25 protein-coding genes are annotated in these 24,788 nt (G+C 61.3%); 7 read left to right on the top strand and 18 right to left on the bottom strand.

Going from position 1 to position 24,788, the window contains the following annotated elements:
• Window positions 1-71: 71 nt before the first annotated feature.
• From cueR to ACGJAX_RS09335, 3 genes are all read right to left on the bottom strand, one after another.
• A complete protein-coding gene (gene cueR, locus ACGJAX_RS09325) occupies window positions 72-485 on the bottom strand; it encodes a Cu(I)-responsive transcriptional regulator (RefSeq protein ID WP_390958538.1) in 414 nt (137 codons plus the stop codon).
• Entirely contained in the window at window positions 482-2,875 is a 2,394-nt protein-coding gene (locus tag ACGJAX_RS09330; protein WP_390958540.1) for a heavy metal translocating P-type ATPase, read from the bottom strand. Before ACGJAX_RS09330 ends, cueR begins: the two co-directional genes overlap by 4 nt.
• A gap of 190 nt (window positions 2,876-3,065) precedes the next feature.
• Entirely contained in the window at window positions 3,066-3,449 is a 384-nt protein-coding gene (locus tag ACGJAX_RS09335) for a hypothetical protein (protein ID WP_390958542.1), read from the bottom strand.
• A gap of 161 nt (window positions 3,450-3,610) precedes the next feature.
• Here ACGJAX_RS09335 and ACGJAX_RS09340 point away from each other — a divergent pair, with 161 nt between their 5' ends.
• The gene (locus tag ACGJAX_RS09340) at window positions 3,611-3,808 is read left to right on the top strand and encodes a heavy-metal-associated domain-containing protein (protein ID WP_090328778.1); all 198 of its coding nucleotides are present in this window, start codon (window positions 3,611-3,613) and stop codon (window positions 3,806-3,808) included.
• Between the two features lie 93 nt (window positions 3,809-3,901).
• Window positions 3,902-5,098 (top strand): Bcr/CflA family efflux MFS transporter, encoded by a 1,197-nt coding sequence (locus ACGJAX_RS09345; RefSeq protein ID WP_390958544.1) that lies wholly within the window; start codon window positions 3,902-3,904, stop codon window positions 5,096-5,098.
• An 8-nt stretch (window positions 5,099-5,106) separates the two neighbouring features.
• On the opposite strand, the gene ACGJAX_RS09350 is transcribed toward ACGJAX_RS09345, so the two are convergent.
• The 3 genes from ACGJAX_RS09350 to ACGJAX_RS09360 all read right to left on the bottom strand — a co-directional run bounded on the left by ACGJAX_RS09350 (window position 5,107) and on the right by ACGJAX_RS09360 (window position 6,750).
• Window positions 5,107-5,277: a hypothetical protein gene (locus ACGJAX_RS09350; RefSeq protein ID WP_162842403.1), complete on the bottom strand. Its 171-nt coding sequence runs from the start codon at window positions 5,275-5,277 to the stop codon at window positions 5,107-5,109.
• A gap of 134 nt (window positions 5,278-5,411) precedes the next feature.
• A complete protein-coding gene (locus tag ACGJAX_RS09355) occupies window positions 5,412-6,425 on the bottom strand; it encodes a zinc-binding alcohol dehydrogenase family protein (RefSeq protein WP_247258149.1) in 1,014 nt (337 codons plus the stop codon).
• A 31-nt stretch (window positions 6,426-6,456) separates the two neighbouring features.
• On the bottom strand, window positions 6,457-6,750 hold the full coding sequence (locus ACGJAX_RS09360) for a putative quinol monooxygenase (protein WP_248916872.1): 294 nt from the start codon (window positions 6,748-6,750) through the stop codon (window positions 6,457-6,459).
• Between the two features lie 115 nt (window positions 6,751-6,865).
• On the opposite strand from ACGJAX_RS09360, the gene ACGJAX_RS09365 reads away from it, so the two are divergent.
• The 3 genes from ACGJAX_RS09365 (at window position 6,866) to ACGJAX_RS09375 (ending at window position 10,364) form a co-directional block, all read left to right on the top strand.
• Window positions 6,866-7,795: a LysR family transcriptional regulator gene (locus tag ACGJAX_RS09365; protein WP_090328786.1), complete on the top strand. Its 930-nt coding sequence runs from the start codon at window positions 6,866-6,868 to the stop codon at window positions 7,793-7,795.
• Between the two features lie 315 nt (window positions 7,796-8,110).
• The gene (locus ACGJAX_RS09370) at window positions 8,111-8,845 is read left to right on the top strand and encodes a helix-turn-helix transcriptional regulator (protein ID WP_247258146.1); all 735 of its coding nucleotides are present in this window, start codon (window positions 8,111-8,113) and stop codon (window positions 8,843-8,845) included.
• A gap of 136 nt (window positions 8,846-8,981) precedes the next feature.
• Window positions 8,982-10,364: an MFS transporter gene (locus ACGJAX_RS09375; RefSeq protein ID WP_247258145.1), complete on the top strand. Its 1,383-nt coding sequence runs from the start codon at window positions 8,982-8,984 to the stop codon at window positions 10,362-10,364.
• 55 nt (window positions 10,365-10,419) lie between these two features.
• Here the strand turns inward: ACGJAX_RS09375 and ACGJAX_RS09380 are convergent, their stop codons facing one another.
• The 3 genes from ACGJAX_RS09380 to ACGJAX_RS09390 form a co-directional block, all read right to left on the bottom strand.
• On the bottom strand, window positions 10,420-11,373 hold the full coding sequence (locus ACGJAX_RS09380) for an adenosine deaminase (RefSeq protein ID WP_103403227.1): 954 nt from the start codon (window positions 11,371-11,373) through the stop codon (window positions 10,420-10,422).
• Between the two features lie 81 nt (window positions 11,374-11,454).
• Window positions 11,455-12,420 (bottom strand): 2-oxoglutarate and iron-dependent oxygenase domain-containing protein, encoded by a 966-nt coding sequence (locus ACGJAX_RS09385; RefSeq protein WP_390958548.1) that lies wholly within the window; start codon window positions 12,418-12,420, stop codon window positions 11,455-11,457.
• A gap of 142 nt (window positions 12,421-12,562) precedes the next feature.
• Complete coding sequence (locus ACGJAX_RS09390; protein WP_090328796.1) at window positions 12,563-13,645, bottom strand: BMP family ABC transporter substrate-binding protein; 1,083 nt, start codon at window positions 13,643-13,645, stop codon at window positions 12,563-12,565.
• Between the two features lie 286 nt (window positions 13,646-13,931).
• On the opposite strand from ACGJAX_RS09390, the gene ACGJAX_RS09395 reads away from it, so the two are divergent.
• Window positions 13,932-15,023: a calcium:proton antiporter gene (locus ACGJAX_RS09395; protein ID WP_390958550.1), complete on the top strand. Its 1,092-nt coding sequence runs from the start codon at window positions 13,932-13,934 to the stop codon at window positions 15,021-15,023.
• A 115-nt stretch (window positions 15,024-15,138) separates the two neighbouring features.
• Here the strand turns inward: ACGJAX_RS09395 and ACGJAX_RS09400 are convergent, their stop codons facing one another.
• The 3 genes from ACGJAX_RS09400 to ACGJAX_RS09410 all read right to left on the bottom strand — a co-directional run bounded on the left by ACGJAX_RS09400 (window position 15,139) and on the right by ACGJAX_RS09410 (window position 17,752).
• The gene (locus tag ACGJAX_RS09400) at window positions 15,139-16,497 is read right to left on the bottom strand and encodes an 8-oxoguanine deaminase (RefSeq protein WP_090328800.1); all 1,359 of its coding nucleotides are present in this window, start codon (window positions 16,495-16,497) and stop codon (window positions 15,139-15,141) included.
• 191 nt (window positions 16,498-16,688) lie between these two features.
• Window positions 16,689-17,378: an SDR family oxidoreductase gene (locus tag ACGJAX_RS09405; RefSeq protein ID WP_090328802.1), complete on the bottom strand. Its 690-nt coding sequence runs from the start codon at window positions 17,376-17,378 to the stop codon at window positions 16,689-16,691.
• 23 nt (window positions 17,379-17,401) lie between these two features.
• Window positions 17,402-17,752: a MerR family transcriptional regulator gene (locus ACGJAX_RS09410; protein WP_247258164.1), complete on the bottom strand. Its 351-nt coding sequence runs from the start codon at window positions 17,750-17,752 to the stop codon at window positions 17,402-17,404.
• Between the two features lie 82 nt (window positions 17,753-17,834).
• Here ACGJAX_RS09410 and ACGJAX_RS09415 point away from each other — a divergent pair, with 82 nt between their 5' ends.
• Window positions 17,835-18,287, top strand: a complete 453-nt coding sequence (locus tag ACGJAX_RS09415; RefSeq protein ID WP_390958552.1) for a hypothetical protein — start codon at window positions 17,835-17,837, stop codon at window positions 18,285-18,287.
• A 62-nt stretch (window positions 18,288-18,349) separates the two neighbouring features.
• On the opposite strand, the gene ACGJAX_RS09420 is transcribed toward ACGJAX_RS09415, so the two are convergent.
• The 6 genes from ACGJAX_RS09420 to ACGJAX_RS09445 all read right to left on the bottom strand — a co-directional run bounded on the left by ACGJAX_RS09420 (window position 18,350) and on the right by ACGJAX_RS09445 (window position 24,745).
• Window positions 18,350-19,276 (bottom strand): ABC transporter permease, encoded by a 927-nt coding sequence (locus ACGJAX_RS09420; RefSeq protein WP_390958554.1) that lies wholly within the window; start codon window positions 19,274-19,276, stop codon window positions 18,350-18,352.
• On the bottom strand, window positions 19,276-20,382 hold the full coding sequence (locus tag ACGJAX_RS09425; protein WP_248916867.1) for an ABC transporter permease: 1,107 nt from the start codon (window positions 20,380-20,382) through the stop codon (window positions 19,276-19,278). The genes ACGJAX_RS09420 and ACGJAX_RS09425 overlap by 1 nt, the downstream gene beginning before the upstream one ends.
• 11 nt (window positions 20,383-20,393) lie before the next feature.
• Window positions 20,394-21,959: an ATP-binding cassette domain-containing protein gene (locus ACGJAX_RS09430; protein ID WP_390958556.1), complete on the bottom strand. Its 1,566-nt coding sequence runs from the start codon at window positions 21,957-21,959 to the stop codon at window positions 20,394-20,396.
• 533 nt (window positions 21,960-22,492) lie between these two features.
• On the bottom strand, window positions 22,493-23,074 hold the full coding sequence (locus ACGJAX_RS09435; RefSeq protein ID WP_248916865.1) for a YigZ family protein: 582 nt from the start codon (window positions 23,072-23,074) through the stop codon (window positions 22,493-22,495).
• 7 nt (window positions 23,075-23,081) lie between these two features.
• The gene (locus ACGJAX_RS09440) at window positions 23,082-23,732 is read right to left on the bottom strand and encodes a TetR/AcrR family transcriptional regulator (protein ID WP_248916864.1); all 651 of its coding nucleotides are present in this window, start codon (window positions 23,730-23,732) and stop codon (window positions 23,082-23,084) included.
• Between the two features lie 92 nt (window positions 23,733-23,824).
• Entirely contained in the window at window positions 23,825-24,745 is a 921-nt protein-coding gene (locus ACGJAX_RS09445) for a LysR family transcriptional regulator (protein WP_090328816.1), read from the bottom strand.
• Between the last annotated feature and the right edge of the window lie 43 nt (window positions 24,746-24,788).

The following is a 24,788-nucleotide window of genomic DNA, read 5'->3' on the forward strand; positions in this document are numbered from 1 at the left end:
ATTCAATATGGATGATCGTCGGCCTTCGCGGGCTTGCCCGCGATGGCGTCAGTGCATCCAGCATCAAGGTGTCAGGCAGAAGCAGGTCCAGCACAGCACCCCGATTCCAGGTTCTTGAGAATCGGACAGTCCGGCCGGTGATCCCCATGGCAGTGCTCGACCAGGTCCTGCAGGGTGTCGCGCAACTGACCCAGTTCACGGATCTTCTGGTTCAGCTCCTCGATATGCTGACGGGCCAGGGCTTTCACATCGGCGCTGGCGCGCTGGCGGTCTTGCCAGAGCGCCAGCAACTTGCCGACTTCTTCCAGGGAAAAGCCCAGATCCCGGGAGCGCTTGATAAACGCCAGGGTATGCAAATCGTCGTCACTGTAGATCCGATAGCCGCTGTCAGTACGATGGGCGGCCTTGAGCAGGCCGATTGACTCGTAATACCGGATCATCTTGGCGCTCAGGCCACTGTGGCGTGCTGCTTGGCCGATGTTCATCGGTTGTCCTCCAGGTCCTTGGGCTTCCAGGTTTTCAACAGCAGCGCATTGCTCACCACGCTGACACTCGACAGCGCCATGGCGGCACCGGCCAGCACCGGGTTGAGGAAACCGAACGCGGCCAATGGAATGCCAATCAGGTTATAGACGAATGCCCAGAACAGGTTCTGCCGGATCTTCGCGTAGGTCTTGCGGCTGATCTCCAGCGCGGCGGGCACCAGTCGTGGGTCACCGCGCATCAGGGTGATGCCGGCCGCGTGCATGGCCACATCGGTGCCGCCGCCCATGGCGATGCCAATGTCGGCGGCGGCCAGCGCCGGCGCATCGTTGATGCCGTCACCGACCATCGCCACCACGCCGGTTTTCTTCAGTGCCGTGACGGTGGCGGCCTTGTCGGCTGGCAGCACTTCGGCATGCACGTCGGTGATGCCCAGGGCTTCGGCCACTACTTTGGCGCTGCCGCGGTTGTCGCCGGTCAGCAAGTGACTGCTGATGTGCCGTGCGCTTAGTTGTTGCACCGCTTGCAATGCGCCGGGCTTGAGGGTGTCACCAAAGGCGAACAGGCCCAGCACCCGTGGTTCCGGGCTTTGCTCGATGAGCCAGGACAGGGTTCGGCCTTCGGTTTCCCAGGCGCTTGCCGATTCGGCCAGGGGGCCAGCGCTCAAACCGCTTTCTTCCAGCAACCGCCGATTGCCCAGGGCCAGCCGCCGCCCTTCAAGGTTGCCAGCAATGCCGCGTCCGGTCAGGGACTGGCTGTCGCTGACATCGGCCACGGTCAGGCCACGTTCTGTGCACGCGTCCAGCACGGCCTTGGCCAGCGGGTGTTCGCTGCCGCGTTGAAGGGCACCGGCCATTTGCAGCAGAGCGGCTTCGTCCCCGTCGACGGCGCTCAAATGGGCGATACGCGGAGCACCCGAGGTCAGGGTGCCGGTCTTGTCGAACACCACGGCGCTGACTTCATGGGCACGCTCCAGCGCCTCGGCATCCTTGATCAGGATCCCATAGCGCGCCGCCACCCCGGTGCCGGCCATGATCGCGGTCGGCGTCGCCAGACCGAGGGCGCAGGGACAAGCGATCACCAACACCGCTACGGCGTTGATCAACGCGGTTTCCATCGGCGCGCCGTACAGCCACCAACCGATCAGCGTCGCCAGGGCCAGCAGCAAAACCACGGGCACGAATACCTGGCTGACTTTATCCACCAGTTTCTGGATCGGTGCTTTCGCCGCTTGAGCGTCTTCCACCAGACGGATGATGCGTGCCAGTACGGTTTCCGCGCCGAGTGCCTGGGTGCGGACCAGCAACCGACCTTCACCATTGATCGCGCCGCCGGTGACCTTGTCGCCAGGCTGTTTCGGCACCGGCAGGCTTTCGCCGCTGATCAGCGCTTCATCGGCATGGCTCTGGCCTTCGATCACGACGCCATCCACCGGGAAGCGCTCACCGGGTTTGACCAGCACCAGATCATCCAGGCGCAGGGCGCTGATGGCGACGTCCTGCTCACGACCGTCGATGACTTGAATGGCGCGCTCGGGGCGCAGTGCTTCGAGGGCACGAATGGCGCTGGCGGTCTGGCGTTTGGCGCGACTTTCCAGGTACTTGCCCAGCAGCACCAGGGCAATCACCACCGCAGAGGCTTCGAAATACAGGTGCGGCATGCGCCCGGCGGTAGTGGCCCATTCATACAGACTCAAGCCATAGCCGGCGCTGGTGCCCAGGGCGACCAGCAAATCCATGTTGCCGGCCCCGGCCCGCAGCGCTTTCCAGGCAGCGACATAAAAGCGCGCGCCAAAGATGAACTGCACTGGCGTGGCCAGCGCGAATTGCACCCAGGCCGGGAGCATCCAGTGCACGCCGAACGGTTGCAGCAGCATTGGCAGCACCAGCGGCAAGGCGAGGGCGATGGCCGCGAGCAAGGCCCAGCGCTCGCGGTGCAGACGCGTGTGCTGGCTGTCGGTTTGTGGCTGTTCGGCTTGCCAGACGCTGGCGCTGTATCCGGCCTTGGTCACGGCGGCGAGCAGGGATTGCGGGTCGATCTGGCCGAGCAATTCGAGATGGGCGCGCTCGTTGGCCAGGTTGACGCTGACGCTCTTCACCCCTGGGACCTTGTTCAGTGCCCGTTCGACGCGACCGACGCAAGAGGCGCAGGTCATGCCATCGATGCTCAATTCCAGGCTGTGCTGGGGCACGCTGTAGCCGGCGTTTTGCACCGCCTCCATCAAGGCCGGCAGGCTGTCGGCGGGTGCCTGAACCCGGGCCTGCTCAGTGGCCAGGTTGACGCTGACAGCCGTGGCGCCAACGACTTTGCTCAAGGCACGCTCGACCCGCCCGGCGCAACTGGCGCAGGTCATGCCGGCAATGGGCAGATCGAAGGTAATGGATTCGGACATGGGTCACGCTCCCTGTAGTGGATGACCACAGGATCAACCTTGCCATGCGGGCAAGGTCAAGCGCCATCTGGAAACTCACCGCAATTCAACTGTAGGAGCGAGCCTGATCGCGATGGCGGCGGTACGTTTAACATGGATGTGACCGTCAGATCGCTTTTGCGAGCAGGCAAGCTCCCACAAGGAAGGTAGGTCAGTAACCGAGGGCCGCTGGCTTCAGATACATCCCTTCCTGCGTCATCGCAATCCTGAACTTCAGCACGTCCCCGGCCCGAAGCGTGATGTTCTGCGAGCCCGGCGCCAGCATGCCCGGATTGCAGCCCGGCGCCTGGCCCGGTAGCAGTTTCAGGCGCAGCGAGACATTGCCCGGCGGCAGGTTGAACGAGGTGCTTTGCTCCTGGAACAGACGCGCCGACAACTGATCCTGGATGTACACGCCGATCTCGCAGTTGGTCGACACTTCCAGCCGTTCGCGGGAAATGATCAGCACGCCATAATCCTCTCCGGCAGCATTGGCCGAAGGCATGGCGGCGAAAAGGCTGAGAAAGCCAAACAGGCTGAAAGCTGACCAGCGCATGGCTGAATCTCCTGAGATCGAGTCATAGATGGACGCAGCTTGGCCGAGCGCGACGCCGATTGCCAGCCCGGCAGATCATTCCAGAACTTGACCTTGCCATGATGGCAAGCTCGACACTGCACACAGTCCCATTCAAAAGCCCCCATGTAAGGAGTTGTCCCATGCAAGTGTTCAAGGTTGAAGGCATGTCCTGCGGTCACTGCGTCAAGGCCATCACGGCTGCGCTACAGGCCAGGGACGCGGCCGCCAGTGTGCGCGTCGATCTGGCTGCGAAAGAGGTCGGCGTGGAAAGTTCGCTGAGCGCCGAACAGGTGATCGCGGCGATCAGCGAAGAAGGCTACGGCGTCAGGCTGGCCTGATCTTTTTGATAGTTAGCGAGCTACCGGAATGTTCAAGGCATCCACGCGCGGCTAGACTGTCGGGCTGCTGACTTCTGCCCAACTGGATGCCTGATGAATTTCCGCACAATCCTGATTCTCGGCGCTTTGAGCGCGTTCGGTCCGCTGGCGATCGATTTTTACCTGCCGGCCTTTCCGGCCATGGCGCTCGCTTTTGGCACTGACGAACAACACGTTCAACTGACGCTGGCGGCCTACTTCCTCGGTCTGTCCATCGGCCAGTTGGGATACGGTCCGGTCGCGGATCGTTTTGGCCGACGCATTCCCCTGTTGATCGGTGTCGGGCTGTTTACCGCCGCTTCGCTGGCGTGCGCCTATGCGCCGAACCTTCAATGGCTGATCGGCGCGCGCTTCATTCAGGCGCTGGGCGGTTGCGCGGGCATGGTGATCTCGCGGGCGGTGGTCAGCGACAAATGCGATGCGGTGGGTTCAGCGAAAGTCTTTTCTCAGTTGATGCTGGTCATGGGCCTGGCGCCGATCCTTGCGCCGATGCTCGGTGGATTGCTGGTCAACACCACGGGGTGGCAGTCGATCTTCCTGGCGCTGACCGGTTTCAGTGCGGTGGCCGGTCTGGCCGTGGCCCTCGGCTTGCCGGAAAGCATGCCCGCGCATTTGCCGCGCCCACCCTTGTCCGGGGCATTGCGTCAGTACGGACGGTTGTTGAAAGACCCGATCTACCTTGGCCACGCGTTGACCGGCGGCATCGCCATCGCCGGGATGTTTTCCTACATCGCCGGTTCACCGTTCGTCCTGATCAAACTCTATGGCGTCCCGGCCGAGCATTTTGGCTGGTTCTTCGGTGCCAACGCGGCGGGCTTCATTCTGGTGGCCCAGGTCAATGCACGGCTGTTGGCTCGACGCGGCCCGGCGTTCCTGCTGGCGCGCACGGTGTGGATCTACCTTGGTGCCGGCCTGACCTTGCTCGCCGTCAGTGCACTGCACACCGTGCAGCTTTGGCCGCTACTGATTCCGTTGTTCGTCTGTATCGCCAGCCTGGGCTGCATCCTGCCCAACGCCTCGGCCTGCGCGATGAACGGGCAGGGTGCACGCGCCGGCAGTGCTTCGGCGCTGCTCGGTTGCCTGCAATTCAGTGTCGCTGCCGGTGCCGCCGCGCTGGTCGGTGTGTTACACGACGGCAGTGCAATGCCGATGGCCATGGTCATCAGCCTGTGCGGCATTCTGGTGGTGAGTGCGGCGATGCTCACCCGGCGACTGCAAAATGCCCGGGCGTTGGCGCAAGCCCAGGCCTGAGGACAGACTCAGCCAACAGCCCGCTGCTGGCGGTCGGGAATCTGGTGGGGAGCCTGCAAGCGCGCTTCAAGGGTGTTGGTGAAGGCGCGGGCTTCGGCTTCGCTGCGGAACGTCACTGCATGTTGGTCCAGGCGAACTTGCCACTGGGACTTTGCCAATTCTTTTATCAGGATCTTCATTGCTGACCTCCTCAGATAAAAATGTGCCTCGCAGAGGAGTCGATTGTAGTCCTGAATACGATCGCAATTGTGACAAGGGTCAAGCTTCAGACTGACGGTGTCGCCCGTCGTCGGGCGACACCGATGCCACTTGCCTAGAACCCTTCCAGGACAATCTTGCCCTTGGACTTTCCACTCTCGAGCAGCGCATGGGCTCGGCGCAAGTTCGCCGCGTTGATCGTGCCGAAGTGCTCGCCCACCGTGGTTTTCAGCGTCCCGGCATCGATCAGTTGCGCCACGCGATTGAGCAGGTTGTGCTGCTCGATCATGTCCGCAGTCTCGAACAGTGAACGGGTGTACATGAACTCCCAGTGCAGCGACAGGCTCTTGCGCTTGAGCTTGGTCACGTCGAGGGACTTCGGATCATCGATCAGTGCCAGCTTGCCTTGAGGGGCCAGGGCCTCGACCAGTTGATCGAGGTGATGATCGGTCTGGGTCAGGCTGGCAACGTGAGTCACGTGATCAACACCGGCGTGTCTGAGTGCTTCGCTCAGCGGCTGGCTGTGATCGACCACCAGATCGGCGCCCAACGCTTTGACCCAGCTTTGGGTTTGCGGACGCGAAGCGGTGCCGATGACGTTCAAACCAGTGAGTTGTTTCGCCAGTTGCGTGAGGATCGAGCCGACACCCCCGGCCGCGCCGACAATCAGCAGACTCTGGCCTTCATCCACGTTGCCTTCGCGCACTTGCAGGCGTTCGAAGAGCAGTTCCCAAGCGGTGATGGCCGTCAACGGCAGGGCGGCCGCTTCAGCGAAACCCAGGGTTTTTGGCATGTGGCCGACGATCCGCTCGTCCACCACGTGCAGTTCGCTATTGCCGCCGGCGCGGGCGATGGAGCCGGCGTAGAACACCTTGTCGCCGGTCTTGAACAGCGTGACTTCGCTGCCAACAGCCTTGACCACACCGGCCACGTCCCAGCCCAGCACCTTTGCCGCGCCGTCTTCAGGCTGGACGTTCTGGCGGACCTTGGTGTCCACCGGGTTGACCGAAATGGCTTTGACTTCCACCAACAGGTCGCGGGGACCGGTGACGGGCTCCGGCAGTTCGATGTCTTGCAGGGATTTTTCGTCGCTGATCGGCAAGGAGGCGTAATAGGCGATGGCTTTCATGGAGGGCTCCGCAAACGAATGGAAGAAAGAATCAGGCGAGGGCACGCAGGCGCTTGAGTTCGAAGTGTTCGAGAAAATCACCGGCCTGGTCGCGAAAGTGCTGGATATGGGCGCTGGCATCATGGGCTTGCAGGGCTTCTTCGCTGCTCCAGTGCTCGATCATGTAGAAAGCCAGCGGGTTGGCCTGGTCCTGATGCAGATCGTATTGCCCGCAACCGGCCTCGGCACGGGTCGGCTCCACCAGCGCCCGCAAGTGCTGTTCCAGGGCGTCTTGCTGGCCGGGTTTGGCAATCAGGGTGGCGATAGCGGTAAAAGGCTGGGACATCTGCGACTCCGGGCGGGGTGATTTCGATGAAGAGATGATTGGCTATTTCTCCTGAAGATAAAACCCGCTAAAAGAGCAGTCTCTTTCAACAATTTTTTGATAATCGAGGCTTCAAATGCTGCGTTTCGATGACTTGCAGTTGTTTGTCCGGGCGGCGGACCTGGGCAGCCTGTCAGCGGCTGCGCGGGGCATGGACATGTCGGCAGCGGTGGCCAGCGCCGCGTTGAAACGCATCGAACAGCAGCTCGGCGCCCGCCTGCTGGCCCGCTCCACGCGCAGCCTGCGCCTGACCGCCGAGGGCGAAGGTTTTCTCGAATACGCACGGGCGGCCCTGAGCAATCTCGACGAGGGCCGACGGCTGTTGGCCAGCGGCCAGGATCAAGTGAGCGGCGTGTTGCAGTTGTCGGCACCTTCGGACTTCGGTCGCAACCTGTTGCTGCCCTGGCTCGATGAGTTCCAGCGCGAGCACCCGAAGCTCACCGTGCGCCTGTTGCTGGGCGACCGCATCGCCGATCTGTTTCGTCAGCCGGTGGACATCGCCTTGCGGTATGGCGAGCCGGAAGACTCCAGTCTGGTGGCATTGCCCATCGCCCCGCAGAACCGTCGTGTTCTCTGCGCTGCGCCGGGTTACCTGGCCCGGCATGGCGAGCCGCGGCAATTGGAACAACTGGCCCAACACAATTGCCTGCTGTTCATGCTCGGCAGCCGCGTCCACGACCACTGGAGTTTCCACGATGGCAAGCGCGAGATGAGCCTGACGGTCAGCGGCGATCGTTTCAGTGACGATGCCGATGTGGTGCGTCTGTGGGCGGTGGCGGGGGCCGGAATCGCCTACAAATCCTGGCTTGATGTGGCGGCCGATGTACTCGCCGGGCGCTTGAAAGTGCTGATGCCCGAGCTGCTCTGTGAGCGCGCACCGCTGAATTTGCTGTGCGCCCATCGCGCCCAATTGAGTAAGCCGGTGAACCTTTTGCGAGAAATGCTGGCCAGCCGATGCGCGCGGTTGAGCAGCCATTTTCCGGGGGTGGCGGGCATCGATCATTAATCGCAGGAAAAAAGCGAAATTTCCCTCAGGAACTATCAGCACCAACCCTTGGCGGAGGACAGGAACCGTCCGCCAACCCGCCTATACTAGCGCTCGCCTCATGTCCGCACCGTCGATCCGAATGGCAAGGCCTCGCTGGAGCCGACCTTGCCCCATACCCCGTCGCCTGCCCTCTGCAATCCTTGTCCGATGAGGGCTTGAGTGAGCGATGGTTGTGTCCGGTGAATGGCGGTTATCGCGTCTTGGCCGACGACACATTACTGCTCAAGATGTCCCGCGAGCAGTAGACGAAACGATTCAACAGGGAGTGAATACATGGAACATGCACCTTGCATCAGCCAGATAGCCAACTTGCTGGCTGACCCAAAGCGCAGCGCAATGATGTGGGCCTTGATGGATGGCTCGGCGCGACAAACCGAAGAGCTGGCGTTGCTGGCGGGTCTGTCACCCTCTTCGGCCAGTGCGCATCTGGGGCGTTTGGCCGCCGGAGGTCTGTTGAAGGTCGAGCCGCGCGGGCGCAAGCGGTTCTTCCGCCTGGCGGCCCCCGAAATCGGTGCCGCGATCGAAGCCCTGGCCAGTGCGACGATTGCCAGCGCGCCACAGAATATCCCCGAGATCTTCAAACGCACCGCCCCCCTCGCCAAACCGCAGCCGGCACGTTCGTCGCTGTTGCGCGCCCGGCTTTGCGATGACCATCTCGGCGGTACGCTGGCCGCCGATCTGTATCAGCGGTTACTGGATGCGGGCTGGATCGAACAATTCGATCAGCGTGTCACGATCACGCTCAAGGGCTCTACGGAACTGGCGGCGCGTGGCGTGTACATCCAGGCTCTGGCCCATCGCAATGGCCGGTCGGCGTGCGCCTGTCCAGACTGGAGCGAAAGACGCCCGCACATGGGCGGGGCATTGGGCGCGGCGTTGCTGCAGCTGTTCTTGCAGTCCGGCTGGTTGAGCCTGCCCAACGAATCGCGTGCCTTGCAGGTCACAGCCGCCGGGCAGCGTGAAATTCATCGTTTTGCCAAGGAAACCGAGCTGGAACTGGCGTTCTAGGGCGTTTTCAGGCTGACGTCTGGGCTTATGGCGCCAGACGTCGTTCAGAGGTCCGGACAGGTCGCATCCAGCAATAACCCCCCATGGCTATCACGCACACTCGATCCGGGGATTTCCTGGATTGGGGGTATGCGGTATGGACACACGAAGCTACAGCGCGGCAGAACGTCTGGAACGACTGCCCATCAGCGGCTATCACCGCGTCATTTTCATCATTATTGCCCTGGCGTTTTTCTTCGACTCCATGGACCTGGCGATGATGACGTTCCTGCTCGGCTCGATCAAAGCCGAGTTCGGCCTGAGCACCGCGCAGGCGGGCTTTCTGGCCAGTTCGAGTTTTTTCGGGATGGTGGTCGGCGCGTCGCTGTCCGGGATGCTGGCCGACCGCTTCGGGCGTAAACCGGTGTTCCAGTGGAGCATCGTGTTGTGGGGGCTCGCCAGCTACCTGTGCTCCACGGCGCAAACGATAGAGACGCTGACGTTGTTCCGAATCCTGTTGGGAATCGGCATGGGCATGGAGTTTCCCATTGCTCAGTCGATGCTGTCCGAACTGATTCCGGCCAAGCGACGCGGACGCTACATCGCATTGATGGACGGTTTCTGGCCGCTGGGCTTCGTCGCCGCCGGGGTGCTTTCCTACTTCCTGTTGCCGGTGATCGGTTGGCGGGACATTTTTCTGGTGTTGGCGGTGCCGGCGGTGTTCGTCCTGGCGATCCGCTTTTTCATTCCCGAGTCACCGCGCTGGCTGGAGCAGGCCGGTCACCATGAGGCGGCGGATACTGTATTGCGGCGTATCGAGGAGCGCGTCAGGGCTTCATTGGGTCATTCGCACCTGCCCGAGCCGATTCGCCTGCCACGGGTGGCCAGTCAACCCGGCAACTTCTTTTCGGCGCTGAGTCAGATCTGGTCGCCGCTGTATCGCCAGCGCACGATGATGATCTGGAGCGTCTGGTTCTTCGCCTTGCTCGGCTTCTATGGCTTGACCTCCTGGCTCAGTGCCTTGCTGCAACAGTCGGGGTTTGCCGTGACTCAGTCGGTGTATTACACGGTGCTGATTTCCCTTGGCGGGATTCCCGGCTTCCTGATGGCGGCCTGGCTGGTGGAGCGCTGGGGACGCAAGCCGGTGTGCGTCGTGACGCTGCTCGGCGGCGGGGTGATGGCGTTTCTTTATGGGCAGAGTGCGGTGTTTGGCGGCAACGTCAGCCTGCTGATCGCCTCCGGGTTGCTGATGCAGTTTTTCCTGTTCGGCATGTGGGCAGTGCTCTACACCTACACCCCGGAGCTGTACCCGACATCGGCGCGGGCCACCGGCTCGGGTTTTGCCTCGGCAATTGGTCGCGTGGGTTCGCTGCTCGGGCCTATGGTGACCGGGCTGGTGTTCCCGATAACGGGGCAGGGTGGGGTGTTCGCCCTGGGGGCGTTGTGTTTTGCGTTGGCGGCGCTGGTGGTCTGGATGTTCGGGATGGAGACGCGGGGCAAGACGCTGGAGGAGTTAAGCGAGCCGGTATCCATCGGCTAAATGCTGACTCTGCAGGAGCGAGCAAGCTCGCTCCTGCATTGGTTTTGCGGTGCGCTTACGGTTTGACCAAACGTGCATCCAGGCTGTTCTGCGCCAACCGCTTGGCCTGGTCCTGGGTCATGCCCAGATCGGTGTACAACGCATGGAAGTTTTCGGTGACGTAACCGCCGAAGTACGCCGGGTCATCGGAGTTCACGGTCACCTTCACGCCACGCTCAAGCATGTCGAGAATATTGTGCTGCGACATGTGATCGAACACGCGGAGCTTGGTGTTGGACAGCGGGCATACAGTCAGCGGGATTTGCTCATCAATGATGCGTTGCATCAGGCGCTCGTCTTCGATGGCCCGTACGCCATGGTCGATGCGCTGGATTTTCAGCAGGTCGAGGGCTTCCCAGATGTACTCGGGCGGACCTTCTTCACCGGCGTGGGCAACGGTGAGGAAGCCTTCGCCGCGGGCACGATCGAACACGCGCTGGAACTTGCTCGGCGGGTGGCCCATCTCCGAACTGTCGAGGCCGACGGCGACGAACGCGTCGCGGAATGGCAGTGCCTGGTCGAGGGTTTTTTGCGCTTGTTCTTCGCTCAGGTGACGCAGGAAGCTCAGGATCAAACCGCTGGTGATCCCCAGTTGCTGTTCACCGTCCTTCAACGCGGCGGCGATGCCGTTGAGCACCACTTCGAATGGAATGCCACGGTCGGTGTGGGTCTGCGGGTCGAAGAACGGTTCGGTGTGAATTACGTTCTGCGCCTTGCAACGCAACAGGTAAGCCCAGGTCAGGTCGTAGAAATCCTGGGAGGTGCGCAACACATCGGCGCCCTGGTAATACAGGTCGAGGAACTCTTGCAGGTTGTTGAAGGCGTAGGCCTTGCGCAGGGTGTCGACGTCGCTCCACGGCAGGGCAATCTTGTTGCGTTCCGCCAGGGCGAACAGCAGTTCGGGTTCCAGCGAACCCTCAAGGTGCAGGTGCAGTTCTGCCTTGGGCAGGGCGTTCAGCCAGTCGTACATAGTCTGTTCTCATCAGGTGCAATGGCCGCCATTCTACAGGTGCTCGCTGCAACAATTGGTAAAACCTGACCGAGCGGTTCATCACACCGCTTGCTGTTCCCGTCGATAGGCGTAGGTATCGGCGAAGCGCGAGAGCAGAAATTCGGCGCAGGTGGTGGTCGGATATTTCGCCGGGTGCAGCTCATCCTGACAGCCGGGCAGGCATTCGATGCGCGTGTCGGGGTGTGGCTCGGCGAAGAACGGCATCGAATAGCGATCCACGCCCAGCGGGCTGATTACCCGGTGTGGGGTCGACCGATAACGGTCATTGCTCCAGCGCGCCATCATGTCGCCCAGGTTAACCACGAACGTGCCGTCGATGGGCGGCGCGTCAATCCATTCACCGTTGACGTTCCGGACTTGCAGACCGCCAGCGGCATCTTGATAGAGCAAGGTGATGCAACCGTAATCAGTGTGGGCGCCGGCACCTTGCTGTTCGGCCGAACTGGCCGTGTGGCGCGGAGGGTAATGGATCATTCGCAAGACACTGACGGGTTCGTTGAAGCGCGTATCGAAAAAATCGCGCTCGATGCCCAAGGCCAGCGTCATCGCCCGCAACAGGGTCTGCGCAAGGGCTTGCATGTCGACGTAGTGCTGCTCCATCAGTGCTTCCCAGCCGGGCAGCGACGGGTGACGGTTGGGGCCGCGCAGGGGTTTTTCCGCCAGCACTTCAGGGTGACAGGCCGGCAGGTGCAGGCCCATGTCGAAGGTTTCCTTGAGGTCGCTGGGTTTGCTCGGGTCGAGTTGCTCGGTGGCGATGGCGCCGTAACCGCGATGGTGGCGGGTCTGGGTGATGTCGATCTTGAGCTTTTCTTCGGCGGGCTGGGCGAAGAAGTGCCTGGCACTGTCGAGTACGGCATCGATGCGCGCGGCGCTGATCGGGTGGCCCTTGATATAGAAAAACCCCCATTCGCGGCAGGCGTGGTCGATTTGCGTGGCCACGGCTGGCCAGGCGTTCTGGTCATCGCTGTAGAGCGGGGCGATGTCGATGATGGGAAGGCTGGTCATACACAATCCTGAAAGCACTGAAGGTCCAATGTAGGAGCGGGCTTGCCCGCGATGACGTCAGCACATCCAGCATCGTTGTTGACTGAATGTCCGCCATCGCGGGCAAGCCCGCTCCCACAGGGTTTTGTGTTGGGCATTGGAATTACTTCGGTATCTCGGCCTTCATGCCTTCAACGTAGTAATTCATCGACGCCAGTTCCGTATGGGTTGCGCTCACGCCCGCCGGAATTTTCTCGACTCCGGCCTGATCCTTGATCGGCCCGGTGAACGGTTGCAACGCACCGCTCTTGATGTCGGCGATGATCTGCTCGGCCTCGGCTTTCACCGGTGCAGGCACCAAGTCGCTGATCGGCAGTTCAACCGTGCCTTCTTTCAAGCCGCCCCAGTAGTCCTGGGATTTCCAGTCATGGTCGATCACGCTCTGGGTTGCCTGAATATAGTGCGAGGTCCAGTCATTGACGATGGACGTCAGCACCGCCTTGGGCCCGAAGTGCGCCATATCCGAAGCGTAGCCGACGGCATACACGCCACGACGTTCTGCGGCCTGGATCGGTGCAGGACTGTCGGTGTGCTGGAACACCACGTCCACGCCCTGGTCGATCAGTGCGTTGGCGGCATCGGCTTCCTTGCCCGGATCGAACCACGAATTGACCCATACCACCTTGATCTCGGTGCCGGGGTTGTACTTGTTCAGGGCCAGTTGAATGGCGTTGATGTCGCGGATCACTTCCGGAATGGGAAAGGACGCGACGTAGCCGATCTTCTTGGTCTTGGTCATCTTCGCCGCGAGGAAGCCGCCGACGTAGCGACCCTCGTAGGTGCGCGCCAGGTAGGTGCCGAGGTTCTTGTCCTGTTTGTAGCCCGTGGCGTGTTCGAAGGTCACCGTGGGAAATTGTTTGGCGACTTTCAGCGTCGGGTTCATGTAGCCGAAAGAGGTGGTGAAAATCAGGTCGTACTTGTCCTTGGCCATGTTGCGGATCACCCGCTCGGCATCGGCGCCCTCGGCGACGTTCTCCACGTAGTTGGTGGTGATCTGCGGACCGAATTTTTCCGCCAGTGCCTTGCGTCCCTGTTCATGCTGATACGTCCAGCCGTGGTCACCGATCGGACCGATATAGACGAAGCCGACTTTCAGCGGATCGGTGGCACTGGCGGACAGGCTGGCGCTCAGACCGATGGCCGCCGTAATGGCGCAAAGCAGCTTCTTCAACGGACGCTTGTGCATGAATTGGAACTCCATGTTGTTGTGTGGTTGGCAGGCCAATGCAAATTGCTGACCAACAAGACAACAAATCGCTCTGAATCGCCTAACAGCCATCGCGAGCAAGCTCGCTCCCACAAAAGCACCGCGAATCCTGTGGGAGCGGGCTTGCCCGCGAAGAGGCCGGCAGGGCCAATAAAAGTGCATGGGCTTGCACGGCTGCCATCCTCTGGTGCGATAAGGTGTAACGAACCATTGGCGCCGCTCCACAGTCAGTAGCTCATACGCTCCCCACGGCAATAGGCTCGACATGCTCACCGTCCTCAAGCAAGAAACCTTTCTGCTGCTGGCCCTGATCGCCGCTGTTGTCGCCTTCGCGCTGGAGCACTGGTTGCTGCACAGCGGCCAGGCCGTCGCGCTGACCGGCGGACTGCTGTTGATCGCGTTCATAGTCGCTGCCTCCATGCGCGTCGCTCATCAGGCCGAATTGCTGGCGGAGAAAGTCGGCGACCCCTACGGCACGATGATCCTCACCCTGGCTGCGGTGCTGGTGGAAGTGGTGATCCTGGCGATCATGATGAGCAACGAAGCCTCGAAGACCCTGGTGCGTGACACGATTTATTCGGCGGTGATGCTCGATATCAACGGCATCCTCGGTCTGGCGGCGTTGATGGGCGGGCTCAAACATGGCGAACAGTCCTACAACGATGATTCGGCGCGCAGCTACAGCGTGATGATCCTCACCGCCATGGGCGTGTCGATGGTGGTGCCGGAATTCATTCCCGAGGCCAACTGGAAGCTCTACTCGGCCTTCACCATCGGTGCGATGGTGTTGCTGTATGCCTTGTTCCTGCGTATGCAGGTCGGGCCGCATAGTTACTTTTTCAGCTACAGCTATCCGGACAAGCGTCGCAAGAAGGAGTCTCAGGAAAGTGAACCGGCACCGATCAACCTGACGTTGTCCATCGGCATTCTGGTGTTCGGGGTGGTGGTGATTGGCGCACTGGCCGAAGTGATGTCCAAGACCCTTGATCTGGGTCTGGAAGGGACGGGCGCGCCGCCGGTGGTTACGGCAATTCTGGTAGCGGCGATTTCCGCGGCGCCGGAGATTTTGACTGCGTTGCGCGCGGCGCTGGCCAACCGCATGCAGTCGGTGGTCAACATCGCGCTGGGCGCGTCACTGTCGACGGTGATCCTGACGGTACCGGTGATGGAAGCGATGGCGCTCTACACCGGCCAGCCGTTTCAGATGGCCATGACCCCGGTGCAGACCGTGATGATCTTCATCACCCTGATCGTCAGCGCGATCAACCTCAACGATGGCGAAACCAACGCCATCGAAGGCATGACCCACTTTGTGTTGTTTGCGACGTTTATCATGTTGTCGCTGCTCGGACTTTGAATCTCCACAAATCCCTTGCAGGAGCGGGCTTGCTCGCGATGGTGTGTCAGTCAACATCCATGCAACTGATCCTCCATCGCGAGCAGGCTCGCTCCTACAGTCGATGGGTGGTGTGTCAGGTGCCGGCGATCAACTGCCGTGCCGCCTGGCTGTGATCGGCAATCAACCCTTTCAGGTCCAGCCCTTCGACCTGTCCATCAATCACTCGCCATTTGCCGCCGACCATCACCCGGTCCGCGCGATCCGCGCCGCACAGCAGCAGTGCCGATACCGGATCATGGCTACCGGAGAAGCGCAGCTCGTCGAGCTTGAACAGCGCCAGGTCGGCTTGCTTGCCCACGGCAATCTCACCGATATCGGTACGGCCCAACAAGCTCGCCGAGCCTTTGGTCGCCCAACCCAGCACACGTTCCGGGGTGATCTTCTCGGCACCGTAGCGCAGGCGCTGGATGTACAGCGCCTGACGGGTTTCGAGCATCATGTTCGACGCATCGTTGGACGCCGAACCGTCAACGCCAAGGCCGAGCAGTGCACCAGCGTCGGTCAGTTCGATGGTCGGGCAGATGCCGGAGGCCAGGCGCATGTTCGAGCTCGGGCAATGGCAAATGCCGGTACCAGCCGCGCCGAGGCGGGTGATTTCATCCGGGTTGAAGTGGATGCCGTGGGCCAGCCAGGTACGCGGGCCGAGCCAGCCGACGCTGTCCAGGTAGTCCACGGTGCGCAGGCCGAAGCGTTGCAGGCAGAAGTCTTCTTCGTCGAGGGTTTCGGCCAGGTGAGTGTGCAGGCGCACGTCGAGTTTGTTGGCCAGTTCGGCGCTGGCGGACATGATTTCCGGGGTCACGGAAAAAGGCGAGCAGGGCGCCAGGGCGATCTGGATTTGTGCGCCGTCGCCGCGTTCGTGGTACTCGGCGATCAAGCGCTGGCTATCGTCGAGGATCACCTGGCCTTCCTGCACGGTTTGTTGCGGTGGCAGGCCGCCGTCCTTTTCACCGAGGCTCATGGAGCCGCGCGTGAGCATGGCGCGCATGCCCAGTTCGCGCACAGTTTCGACTTGCACGTCGATCGCGTTTTCCAGGCCTTCGGGGAACAGATAGTGGTGATCGGCTGCGGTGGTGCAACCGGACAGCAGTAACTCGGCCAACGCGACTTTGGTGGCGAGGGCGAGTTTTTCCGGGGTCAGTCGGGCCCAGACCGGGTACAGGGTTTTCAGCCAAGGGAACAACGGCTGGTTGACCACCGGCGCCCAGGCGCGGGTCAGGGTTTGATAGAAATGGTGATGGGTGTTGATCAGGCCCGGCAGGATCACGTGCTCGCGGGCGTCGAACACGTCATTGCACGGTGCCGAAGGTTGTTGACCGAGGCTGAGCACTTCGACGATCACGCCGTCTTGCAGCACCAGACCGCCACGGGCATCGAGACCGTTGGCCGTGAAAATGGCGAGGGGATTTTTTAACCAGGTACGGGTCGCAGGCATGTTGGCCGGCTCCTCTGAAAGTGGGGTTCAGGGTTGCCAGCTCAGTGTTGCCCTGTCTGCTGATCCAGGGTCGCCGGGGAGGCGAGGTGCGAAGTTTCGAACAAAACGGCTTTCCCGGCAAGCCTCGTCCGACAGAGCAACCGGAACCCCTGTGGGAGCGGGCAAGCCCGGCTCCCACAGGGGGATGTGTATTACCAGGGAATGGTTTCGCCCCGGTAATTCACAAAGTGATGCCCGCCCTTGCCAACATACGCATTCACCTGATCAACCAGGCCGCGGGTGCTGGTTTCGACGTCGATGTCGGCGCCTTCGCCGCCCATGTCAGTCTTCACCCAGCCCGGATGCAGCGACAACACGGTCAGCTTCTGCTCGCCCAGTTGCGTGACGAAGCTGTTGGTCATGGAGTTCAGCGCCGCTTTGCTGGCCTTGTACAGCGCCAGTTCCGGCGCGTCCGGCATGGTCACGCTGCCCAGCACCGAACTCATGAACGCCAGCACGCCGGTGTCCGGCCGGATCTGCCCGACGAAACGCTGAGCCAGGTTGATCGGCGCCACGGCGTTGGTGAAAAACAGCTGACCGACGTCGGCCAGCGTCGCGCCGCCATTCGGCGTCTGGACATCAGGCCCCTTGACCCCGGCATTGACGAACAACAAGTCGAACACTTCGCCTTTGAGCTGTTGACTCAATGCGTTGACCTGTTGCGGGTCGTCCATGTCGAGTTTCTCGATCCGCACCTTGCCCAAGGCCTGCAAGGCTGCGGCGTTCTGCGGGTTGCGCACGGTGGCGGTGACTTGCCAGCCGTCGGCCAGCAGGGTTTTCACCAGCCCGAGGCCCAGGCCCCGGGAGGCGCCGATAATGAGTGCGGTTTTTGCCGTGGACATGAGGGGCTCCTTGTTCAGTTGGGTCATGGATTCAGTGGACAGCGTTGACCGAGTCGTTGTTGCAACTCATTGCGCAGTGCGCCCAGTTCAGCCATGCGGGCTTCGATCAGCTTGAGTTTGTCATGCAGCAATTGTGTGACGGCGCTGTCCGGGTCGGGGGACTGCCACAAGGCGGCGACGCTGTTGCCGATCTCGCTGAGGGTAAAACCCAGTCTTTGAGCGGTCTTGATATACAGCACCAGTTGCACCATGTCCGCGGGGTAGTCGCGGTAACCGTTGGCGCTGCGTTGCGCGGCGATCAATCCGCGCTGCTCGTAAAAACGCAGTGTGTCGCGGCTGACGGCGCTGGCCTGGGCTAATTCACCGATGCGCATCATGAGGTCTCAAAGGGGCTTGACCCTGGAGCATACTCCAGGCTTTAGCCTTGTTGCTCCCTGAATTTATGGAGCGACGCCGATGTGGACTTCTACGCAATATCGCCGACTGGTGCGCGGCAGTGCCTGGTATGACTTGATCGTGACGGCGGCGTTCGCCACACCGTGGAGTTTTGCGGCGTTGCATGCGGTGATGGTCAGTGTGAGTCAGGCTTTCGATTTGCCAGGTTCGTTACCACCGTTCGAGCCCGTGCACCTGTTGATGGCCAATCTGTTGGGCTCGATTGTGTGCGTGTGGGCGGTGCTGCGGATACGTGATCCGCAGTTGATGTTCGGTCGGTATGACGCGGCGGGCCGATTCCTGTTTGCGGCCTGGCAGGCTTATGCCTTGGCTCATGGTGCGAGTTCATTGTTGGTTGTTTTCTTGATCTTTGAACTGGCGTGGGGCGTTGCTCAGGTTTTGCCTGTGCGGACGCCATCGTCAGAACGCCGCCCGGAGCAAGCTCGCACACAGGGTGTGCGTCAGACACAGTAATTGCGCAAGACGCTGTCAGGTGGGAGCGAGCCTGCTCGCGAAGCGGCTCGCTCGGTCACGGCTTAATGCCCCGCCTGCCACGGCTGCCCCAACGATACCGGCGCATACAACCGGGTGCGCAGCGCATCCCGGGACAACAGCACCAACACCACAATGGTCGCGACATACGGCAGCATCGCCAGCAGGCTCGACGGAATCGCCAGCCCCAATCCCTGTGCCACCAGGTGCAGGATGCTGGCGAGTCCGAACAGGTACGCGCCAAGCAGCAGACGCCACACGCGCCAACTGGCAAACACCACCAGTGCCAGGGCAATCCAGCCGCGACCGGCGCTCATGTTTTCCGCCCACATCGGCGTGTACGCCAGGGACAGATAGGCCCCGGCCAATCCGGCCATCGCACCGCCAAACAACACCGCCAATGCGCGCACACCCAGCACCGGCAAGCCCATGGCGCTGGCCGCGTCCGGGTTTTCCCCGACCGCCTGGATGATCAGCCCGACGCGGCTTTTCAGGATCACCCAGACCACCAGGGCAAACAGTGCGAACGACAGATACACCAGCAGATCCTGGGCGAACAGCATCCGCCCGATCAGCGGGATTTCACTCAAGTAAGGGATCGCCAGGGGCTCGAAACCCGCCAGTGGTTTACCGACCCACGCGGCGCCGACAAAGGTTGACAGGCCCACGCCAAAAATCGTCAGCGCCAGGCCGGTGGCCACCTGGTTGGCGTTGAACACCAGCGCCACCAGCGCAAACAGCGAAGACAACAGCATCCCGGCCAGCATCGCCAGAAGCACCCCCAGCCACAGGTTGCCGCTGTTGAACGCGACGATGAAGCCGATCACCGCGCCAAACAGCATCATGCCTTCCTGGCCCAGGTTGAGTACGCCGCTTTTCTCGCAGATCAGTTCACCCAGCGCTACCAGCAGCAAGGGCGTGCCGCAGCGCACCATGGCGTAGAAAATATTGCTCAGCAGATCGATATCCATCACAGCGCTCCTGCGTGTACGACGGTGGAGGGGGCGCGGCGGGACCAGCGCAGGTTCAAACGCGGGCGATAGAGAATCAGCACATCACTGGCCAGCAGGAAAAACAGCATCATCCCCTGGAATAGCTGCGTGATCGCCTGGGGCAAATTCAGGCTCATCTGTGCGCTCTCGCCACCGATGTACAGCAGTGCCATCAACAGGCTGGAAAACAGGATGCCAATGGGGTTTAACCGGCCGAGAAAGGCCACGGTAATCGCCGCATAGCCGTAACCGGGCGACACTTGCGGCACCAATTGACCGATCGGGCCGGTGACTTCGCAAACGCCGGCCAGCCCCGCCAGACCGCCGCTGATCAACAGCGCCAGCCAGATCAGGCGCTTTTCGCGAAAGCCGACGAAACCAGCCGCGCGTTTGTCCAGCCCAAGCACTTTGATCTGGAAGCCGACGAAGCTTTTCTGCAACAACACCCACACCGCCACCAGCGCGAGCAGGGCGAAATACACCCCGGCGTGCACTCGCCCATCCTCCATCAGCAACGGCAAGCGACTGGCATCGCCGAACATTGCCGACTGCGGAAAGTTGAAGCCTTCCGGGTCTTTCAGCGGGCCGTGAACGCAATACAGCAAGAGGTTCAGGGCGATGTAATTGAGCATGATGCTGGTGAGGATTTCATTGGCGTTGAAGCGTGTGCGCAACCACGCGGTCAGCCCGGCCCATGCGGCGCCGGCCAGCGTACCGCTGCACAGGATCAGCACCAGCGCCCAACGGCTTTGCATATCGATGATGTTCACCGCCAGCGCACTGCCGGCCAGCGCGCCGAGAAGCAGTTGTCCTTCGGCACCGATATTCCAGATCCGCGCCTGATAGGCCACCGCCAAACCGAGTGCGCAGAGCAGAATGGGCAAGGCCTTGACCAGCAATTCGGACACGCCATACCCGTCGCTGACTGGCGCGATCAGCAAGGTGTGTAGCGTCGGCAGCGGATCATGCCCCAGGGCGATGAACAGCAGCGAGCCACAGCCCAACGTCAGGACGGCTGCCAGCAACGGCGAGCACCACAACATCAGGCGCGATTGCTGGCCACGGGGTTCAAGGGAAAGCAGCATGTGACACTCCGTTAAAGCGTTGCGGATGCAGGGGATTGAGGGGCGTCGAAGCGGCCGGCCATCCAGCCGCCGACATCAATCAGGCGGGTGTCGACCGTCGCGCGCAGTGGCGACAGTCGTCCGCCGCACAGGGCGGCGAGGCGGTCGCTGATCTGGAACAACTCGTCGAGGTCTTCAGAGATCACCAGGATCGCCGCCCCGGCATCGCGCAAGGCAATCAACGCCCGGTGAATGGTGGCAGCGGCACCGACATCCACGCCCCAGGTCGGGTGCGCGGCCACCAATAGTTTCGGTTGCTGCAGGATTTCCCGTCCGAGGATGAATTTCTGCAAGTTACCGCCAGACAGGCTGCGGGCCGAGGCATGGCTGTCCGGTGTCTTGACCCCGAAGCGACGGATAATTTCTTCGGCCAGCGCTTCGACTTTGCCGCGCTGCACCAGGCCGTTGCTGACCAGCCCTTGTTGAAATGCCGTGAGCAGGGCGTTATCCGCCAGACTCAGCTCTGGCACGGCACCGTGGCCAAGGCGCTCGGCGGGGACGAACGCCAGGCCGCGCTGGCGTCGAGCGTCGGGGCGCAAATGAGCGACAGCTTCATTGCCGAAACGGATCGTTGTGCCGTCGTCTCGGCTCAGCTGTTGTTCACCGCTGAGCAGGGCCAGCAATTCGTCCTGGCCATTGCCGGCCACCCCGGCGATGCCGACGATTTCGCCGCTGCGCACTTCAAGGTTGATGTTCTTCAGTGAACAGCCAAACGGGTCCGGGTTGTGCCAGGACAAGTCCTTCACCTTCAAAAAGGCCTCAGCGCCGCGCACCTTTGGATAATCGGCGATCAGCTCGGCGGCCTCGCCGACCATCAACCGCGCCAATTGCGGGTCTGAGCATTCGGCCGGCACGCAATGCCCGGCCACCCGCCCGCCACGCAATACGGTCGCGCTGTGACACAGGGCGCGGACTTCGCCGAGTTTGTGGCTGATGAACAGAATGCTGCAGCCTTCGGCGGCGAGTCGGCGCAGGGTGACGAACAGGTCGTCGGCCTCCTGTGGGGTCAATACAGAGGTGGGTTCGTCGAGGATCAGCAAGCGGATGTCCTGCATCAGGCAGCGAATGATTTCCACCCGTTGCCGTTCGCCGATGGACAGGCTGTGGACAAGTCGCTCCGGTTCCAGCGCCATGCCATAACGCTGTGAGACTTCACGAATCTTCGGTTCGAGTTGCTTTGGAGTGCCGGCCGCCTTGCCCATGGCCAGCGCGATGTTCTGCGCCACGCTGAGGGTTTCGAACAGCGAGAAATGCTGGAACACCATGCCGATCCCGAGACTGCGGGCCTGGGCCGGATTGCGCATGTTCACGCGCTGCCCCTGCCAGATCAGTTCCCCCGCGTCGGCGTGGACGACGCCGTAGATGATTTTCATCAGCGTACTTTTGCCCGCGCCGTTTTCGCCGAGCAGGGCGTGGATTTCTCCCGGCGCGATGCTCAGGTCGATGTCATCGTTGGCCAGGCAGCCGGGATAGCGTTTGCTGATTCTGCGCAGTTGCAGACGAGGCGTTTGAAGGGAATCTGGCGCGGGGTTGGGCATGACAGGCTCGATGCGATTGGACTTGTGCCTGTGGATAAAGCAATTTTCTGGCCATTGGGTCAGGAAATATTCAAACCGGTATGAGTGAAGGCGTTGAGCCCGCCGCTTCGCTCGGCATCCCCTTTTATTCGGCACCACTTAAGGGCAAAGCCATTGATCAGGCTCCGGTTTCGCTCGTCGGTATTTGATCAAAATTTGAGCAGTTGAGCGTAAGCCATGTCCGGTATGGGGCCGCGACAGCCATGAACGGGTTATCCACAGATTGCTCCACAGTATTTGTGTGCAAGCTCAATGGGAGGGCATAAGCGCAGGGCGGCTATCTTCTAAAGGTACTAAACCACGCTAACTATTTGTTTTTACGTGGATTTAGCGTTTTGGATCACAAATTGGACGAAAAATGAGCAAAGCCCGCAAAGCCGCATGATAGAAGGGTTACAGCGGTATGTGCTCAGGTTATCCACAGCCGGGTGCACAGCAGATGTGGGCAAGTATGGAATAAGAGGAAAAGCGGCGTGCCCCAAAAGATTGCAGGCTCAACGCTGCAACAAAATGCGCCCGCGACTCAAATCGGCAAGCTGCGATTGCAGGGTATCAATCTGCCCGGCACCGACCGCCAACTGCAGTTCCACGCCATTGGCAGTGAAGCTTTCTTCCACCACCAGGCCACCAAGTTCCGCGACCCGCAGCTTCACCAGGGCCAACTCACCAAAGGCACAGGCGCAACTTAATGGCACCCGGCTGATCAACTCGATCTTCGGTGCCGCTTGCAGACATTTGTTCGCACCGCCGCCATACGCCCGGGCGAGTCCGCCGGTGCCCAGTTGAATGCCGCCGTACCAACGAATCACCAGCACCACGACCTGGTCACAATCCTGCGCTTCGATTGCGGCCAGAATCGGGCGGCCAGCCGTGCCGCCCGGTTCGCCGTCGTCGGTGCTGCGGTATTGATCACCGATTTTCCATGCCCAACAGTTGTGCGTGGCATTCAAGTCGCTGTGTTGCTCGATGAACGCCTGGGCTTCAGCGGGGCTGGTGATCGGTGCGGCGAAGGTAATGAAGCGGCTTTTGCGAATCTCTTCGCGATGTTCGCAAAAACCACTGAGGGTAAAAGGCATAGGTGTCTTAAATAGTCGGAGTCAGGCCGCAGCCCTTGAGGATGATTCGGATCAGGTTGTTGCCGGCGTCTTCCATGTCCTGCCTGGTCAACTTGCTGCGCCCGCTGACCCGGCAAATCTGGGTGGCGAAGTCAGCGTAATGCTGGGTGCTGCCCCACAGCAGGAAGATCAAGTGCACCGGATCGACCGGGTCCATTTTGCCTGCGTCGATCCAGGCTTGAAACACGGCGGCCCGGCCCTGGAACCAGGTGCGATAGTCCTGGTTGAAATACTCGGTCAGGCATTCCCCACCGCTGATGACTTCCATGGCGAAGATGCGTGAGGCCTGCGGTTGGCGCCGGGAAAATTCCATTTTGGCGCGGATGTAACGGGTCAGTGCTTCAGCCGGATCGTCCTCGGCGGTCAAGGTGTTGAAGGTGCTGTCCCACAATTGCAGGATGTTGCTCAGCACCGCCACGTACAAACCGAGTTTGTTGGTGAAGTAGTAATGCAGATTGGCCTTCGGCAACCCGGCTTTCAGGGCGATGGTGTTCATGCTGGTGCCTTTGAACCCGTGACGGGCGAACTCGTCTTCGGCGGCTTTGATGATGGTCTCTTCGTTCTTCTGACGAATGCGGCTGGTGGGTTTGCCACCGTGGGCTGGGACTTCAAAGGTCATAGGCACTTCCGAACAGGTAGGTGGGTGCAACCAATGCGTTGATAGCGCACCCATGGGCTCCAGACAAGCCCCGTCGCAGGATTTGCGTTTGTTCAGCGCGTGGCGGCCAGGCTTTCGAGGAAGCTTTCCAGCACCAGATGAGGGCGGCGCCCCTTGCGCGTAACCGAGGCGAGACTCAGGTCATAAAACCGCGCGCTGGGTTTCAGGGCACGCAATCGGCCTTGTTGCACCCAGAGGCTGGCGTAGTGATCCGGCAAGTAACCGATGTAGCGCCCGGTCAGGATCAGGAACGCCATGCCTTCGCGGTCGGAGGCACTGGCGGTGCAGTTGAGCGCCTGATAATGGGCCTGGATTTCTGCCGGCAAACGAAAGGTCGGGGCAATGGCGTCCTGACTGTTGAGGCGTTCGTCATCCAATTGCTTGTCATCGACATAGAACAGCGGATGGCCGACCGCGCAGTAGAGCAACGAGCGTTCGCTGTAGAGCGGCTGATATTCCAGCCCGGACAACGCACTCGCCTGCGGCACCACGCCGACATGCAGGCGACCGTCGAGTACACCTTGTTCCACTTCGTTGGGCGCGATCATGCGGATCTGGATTTGCACGTCCGGGCCGCGCTCTTTCAGTTGCGCGAGGGCGTGGGTGATACGCATGTGGGGCAGAGTGACCAGGTTGTCGGTCAAGCCGATGGTCAATTCACCGCGCAAGTGCTGGTGCAGGCCATTGACCTCGGTACGGAAACTTTCCAGTGCACTCAATAGCTGCAATGCCGATTGGTAGACCTCGCGCCCTTCCTCGGTCAGGGAAAAACCGGCGCGACCGCGTTGGCACAGGCGAAGGCCCAGGCGCTGTTCCAGGTCGCTCATCTGCTGGCTAATGGCCGAGCGCCCGATGCCGAGCACGCTCTCAGCCGCGGAAAAGCCGCCGCATTCGACCACGCTGCGAAAAATCCGCAACAGGCGGATATCGAAGTCGCTGACTTGAGCCAGTGGATCGGGACGGCGAATGCTCATGCGGGCTACTCGAATGTTTAGTGAATGGCAGACTGAAGGTTAC

Origin of the sequence: Pseudomonas moorei, from assembly GCF_042846945.1 — a bacterium.
Classification (GTDB): Bacteria; Pseudomonadota; Gammaproteobacteria; order Pseudomonadales; family Pseudomonadaceae; genus Aquipseudomonas; species Aquipseudomonas moorei.